Here is a 4,369-nt window from a genome sequence, read left to right as displayed (position 1 = left end):
GCACTATCGGGCTCGGCCGTGGCGGACGCGGCCGCGCTCACCGCGCTGCTGCTTCCGATGATGGTCAAGGCCGGCCACGACAAGAAGCGCGCCGGCGGCCTGATCGCCGCCGTCGGGGTGATCGGCCCCGTGATCCCGCCCAGCATCGGGCTGGTGATCTTCGGCGTTGCGGCCAACGTGTCGATCTCCAAGCTCTTCTTCGCGGCCGTTGTGCCGGGCCTGCTGATCGGCGGCGCGCTGTGGATCACCTGGGCCTGGCTGGTGCGGCGCGAGGACATCGTGCCGCCGCCGCGCAAGTCGGCCACTGAGATCATGAAGGCGTTCCGCGACGCCACCTGGGCGCTGGTACTGCCGGTCATCATCCTGGTTGGCCTGCGCATGGGCGTGTTCACGCCCACCGAGGCGGCCGTGGTGGCCGCCGTCTACGCCCTGTTCGTCTCTACCGTCATCTACCGCGAACTCAAGCTCCCGCAACTCTACGGTGTGTTCGTCGCGTCGGCCAAGACCAGTGCCATCGTGATGTTCCTGATCGCCGCGGCCATGGTCAGCGCCTGGCTGATCACGGTGGCCAACCTGCCGGGAATGGTGGTGGACCTGCTCAAGCCCTTCATGGACAGCCCCATTTTGCTGATGGCGGCGATCATGGTGCTGGTGATGCTGGTGGGCACGGCGATGGACATGACACCCACCATCCTGATCCTCACGCCGGTGCTGATGCCCGTGATCAAGGCCGCAGGCATCGACCCGGTCTATTTCGGCGTGCTGTTCATCATCAACAATTCGATCGGGCTGGTGACGCCGCCGGTGGGCACGGTGCTCAACGTGGTGGCGGGGGTCGGCAAGATCAGCATGGACGACGTCACCAAGGGTGTCATCCCGTTCATGATCGCCGAGTTCGCGGTGATGTTTTTGATGGTGGTATTCCCCAAACTGGTCACGGTTCCGGCAAGCTGGTTTTACTGAAGTTCTACTGAGGTTCGACGATATGGCACTTTTAGGCAAGGCTGCAGTAGCGATGTGGTGGGACATCCTGCCCGCGCAACGCGAGGAGTTCCAGGAGTGGCACTCCCGCGAACACTTTCCGGAACGCATGGGCATTGAAGGCTTTCTGCGCGGCTCACGCTGGTCCAACATTGACGGTGGAACGGGATTTTTTGTGATGTATGAGCTGGCATCGTATGAAACCCTCACCTCCGCGGGATATCTGCAGAGCCTGAACAACCCGTCGCCATGGTCGGCGAAGATGATGCCGCACCACCTGCACATGGTGCGCAGCCAGTGCAAGCTGCTCAGCAGTTTCGGTGCCGGACTGGGCCGGGCGGTGCTGACGATTCGCCTGTCACCTGCGGATGGCCAGGCAGGGCCCTTGCTGGCCTGGCTGGAGAAGCTGCTGGCGCGCCAGGCGGAAAGCAGAGGCATCGTCGGGGCGCACCTGCTGCAAACCCGAACGCCGGAGGCAGCCATGACCCAAGAGCAAAAAATCCGCGGCGGGGATGCCGCCGCCGACTGGATTGTCTTGCTGTCGTCCTATGAGACGGAGGCCCTGCAACACGCCCTGGCCAACGAGCTGTCGCCGCAGAATCTCAAGGCTGCAGGCGCCCTTGCGGCCATGACACACGGCATCTACGTTCTCTCCTATTCACTGGGGACGCATGACTTGCATCCTGCCGCGCAGGGCGGGGCAGCGTAAGTCCCCGTCAATCCGGTTTCTTTTCTTTCAGCCACGCTTTGGTTCTCGAATGGGTGCAAAGATCAATGCGGTCACGTTGTTTGGGTTCCACTAAACAGGCGACCGGAACTGTATCAATTTGCTTCTTCCGTGCTATCCTGAAATTTAAAATTTTTAAAACAGGCACCGGAAAAATGAAAAATACTCCACGCGTTGCTTTCGCACTTATCGCGTTAATTGCTGGCGGGCAATCTTTCGCTGAAGAATGCTATGTCCATGCCTTAGTATCTTCGGCTGACCGTAAAGTTGGGATCGTTCTTGATGTTGTGCGAGTAAAAATCGACCAACCTTTCAATAGTCCCAATAAACTAAATCTGAATCAAGCGATCCAGAATGACCTGAATGCTCGCGCACTTGATTTCACGAAACGAAATTTGAAGCGCGCTGAGGGGAGCATCGATCCAGGCACAATTTTTAAGAGGGTCGAGCTAAGCTATGGGGACGAGTGTTACGCAGATGCGGCGGCTGCTGAAAGGTTTCGAAACATTAACCTAAAGTCTAACGACAACGTATTGCACGGCAATTGGGGTGAGGGCAGCAAGCCTGTCCAGGCCCAAAATGCTCCGACCGCGGCAAAAAACAACGGGCCGGCCGTAAAAGCTTCGAACAATTCCCCAACTCTCACGGGGGTGCCCGCCGATCAGAAGGCGACGGCCGCGAGCAAGTCTGGCGCGAAGCCGGTTGTTGAAAAGAAGTCCGACTCGACTGTCGCCAAGACTCCACCTGAACAAAAAGTTTATAAATTCAAAGCTGCCAGAACCATCCGTACGCCGAATTATCTTAGCGAAGAACAGGCGAGGAATTGGGTGAAAGAAGAGCGTGCGAAGCTCACCTCCGCACCCGGTGTGAACATCAGTTCGACCGTTATTGGTGAAACCCCTGTCTCCTGCAAAGCAGGACGGTCAAGCGGGAAGGTCCAATGTGAAATGACTGTGACATGGAATGTGGAGTCACATTTCAATCCCGCAAAAGGAAAGGCTGGACCGTCAAAGACGGTTGCCAGATAAACGACGATTCATTTGAAGGCTGCCTGCTTTACATGGCAGGCTGGTTGGCTGCATTCCGCAGCTTCCGGCAAGCCCCGGACATTGGTAAACGTCTTCAAGCGGTGGTCGGGCGGCTGAAAACGGAACTGTTCTACCCTCGGGACTGGAAAACCACAACCGTTGAGCAGTTCATTCAGGTAGTCGATTCCTGCATCCGCTGGTGCAACGAGAAGCGGATCAAGATCTCTCCTGGCTCTCCTGGCTCTCTTGGCTTTCTTGGCTTTCTTGGCCCCATCGAATACCGGGAGAGCCTTGGATTTACGACATAAACCAGTCCAGGCAATTGTCCGCACCCCCTTGCCGCGCCAGGTGGGTCGGATTTCGACGGAATCCAACAAGAAAAAAGCCCCTGTTTCTTGCGAAACAGGGGCTTTTATTGGTGCCGGAGAGATGAATCGAACACCCGACCTTCTCATTACGAATGAGCTGCTCTACCGACTGAGCTACACCGGCGTTTTATGGAATACAGCCCGAGATTATAGCCCGGAGTGGTAGGAGGTCACCCGTTCGACCTCATTTTTGGAGCCGAGCATGACGCTGACGCGTTCGTGGAGCTTGCCGGGCTGCAGGTCGAGGATGCGCTGTTTGCCGTTGGTGGAGGCGCCGCCGGCCTGCTCGACCAGCCAGCTCATGGGGTTGGCTTCGTACATCAGGCGCAGCTTGCCGGCCTTTTCGGGCTCGCGTTTGTCCCAGGGGTACATGAAGACGCCGCCGCGGGTCAGGATGCGGTGCACGTCGGCCACCATGGAGGCGATCCAGCGCATGTTGAAGTCCTTGCCGCGCGGGCCGTCCTTGCCCTGCAGGCATTCGTCGATGTAGCGCTTCACGGGTGCATCCCAGTGCCGCATGTTGCTCATGTTGATGGCGAACTCCTTGGTGTCCTCGGGGATTCTGACGTTCTCTTCGGTCAGCACAAAGGAGCCCTGCTCGCGGTCCAGCGTGAACATGGCGACGCCGTCGCCCACCGTCAGCACCAGGGTGGTCTGTGGGCCGTAGATGCAGTAGCCGGCCGCGACCTGCTTGTTGCCGGCCTGCAGGAAGTCTTTTTCTTCGACGCCGGCATGGCCTTCGGGCTTTTTGAGCACGCTGAAGATGGTGCCGATGCTGACGTTGACGTCGATGTTGCTGGAGCCGTCGAGGGGGTCGAACAGCAGCAGGTATTCACCCTGGGGGTAGCGGTTGGGCACCACGTAGATGCTGTCCATTTCTTCCGAGGCCATGGCCGCCAGGTGGCCGCCCCATTCGTTGGCTTCGATCAGCACCTCGTTGGCGATGATGTCGAGTTTTTTCTGGATTTCGCCTTGCACGTTCTCGCTGGAGGCGGTGCCGAGCACGCCGCCCAGCGCGCCTTTGTTGACGGCCTGGCTGATGCTCTTGCAGGCGCGCGCGACCACTTCCAGCAGCAGCCGCAGCTGCGAGGGGATGTGGCCGTCCATGCGCTGCTGCTCGACCAGGTAGCGGGTCAGGGAGATTTTTTGGGACATGGGGGCTCCGTTGGATGAAAGGTTGGATCGGTTGGCGGCGATGTTGTTGTCGGGTATGGCCGGGCGAGGTGATCAGCGGGGCTTGCCTTGCGGTTTGCGCTCTTCAAATT

At 58.8% G+C, this 4,369-nt stretch carries 4 protein-coding genes, 1 tRNA gene and 1 pseudogene; 4 read left to right on the top strand and 2 right to left on the bottom strand.

Annotated features, from left to right (window positions below):
• The 4 genes and pseudogenes from AC1D0P_RS22500 to AC1D0P_RS22485 all read left to right on the top strand — a co-directional run.
• A partial coding sequence (locus tag AC1D0P_RS22500; RefSeq protein WP_477678775.1) for a TRAP transporter large permease occupies positions 1 to 963 on the top strand: 963 nt, incomplete at its 5' end.
• A gap of 22 nt (positions 964 to 985) precedes the next feature.
• Complete coding sequence (locus AC1D0P_RS22495) at positions 986 to 1,690, top strand: hypothetical protein (protein ID WP_477678774.1); 705 nt, start codon at positions 986 to 988, stop codon at positions 1,688 to 1,690.
• Between the two features lie 80 nt (positions 1,691 to 1,770).
• Positions 1,771 to 2,736, top strand: coding sequence for a hypothetical protein (locus AC1D0P_RS22490; protein ID WP_477678773.1), 966 nt, complete (start codon positions 1,771 to 1,773; stop codon positions 2,734 to 2,736).
• A gap of 107 nt (positions 2,737 to 2,843) precedes the next feature.
• Positions 2,844 to 3,044: pseudogene (locus tag AC1D0P_RS22485) on the top strand (IS3 family transposase); the annotation flags it as partial.
• Between the two features lie 108 nt (positions 3,045 to 3,152).
• On the opposite strand, the gene AC1D0P_RS22480 reads toward AC1D0P_RS22485, so the two are convergent.
• Both AC1D0P_RS22480 and AC1D0P_RS22475 read right to left on the bottom strand, forming a co-directional pair.
• Positions 3,153 to 3,228: transfer RNA gene (locus AC1D0P_RS22480), tRNA-Thr, on the bottom strand.
• A 23-nt stretch (positions 3,229 to 3,251) separates the two neighbouring features.
• Positions 3,252 to 4,259, bottom strand: coding sequence for a class 1 fructose-bisphosphatase (locus AC1D0P_RS22475; RefSeq protein WP_477678772.1), 1,008 nt, complete (start codon positions 4,257 to 4,259; stop codon positions 3,252 to 3,254).
• Positions 4,260 to 4,369 lie beyond the last annotated feature (110 nt).

The organism is Polaromonas sp. P1_G2, assembly GCF_056405515.1.
Note: the sequence above shows the minus strand (reverse complement) of the source record. Positions and strands in the feature narration are given on the sequence as shown.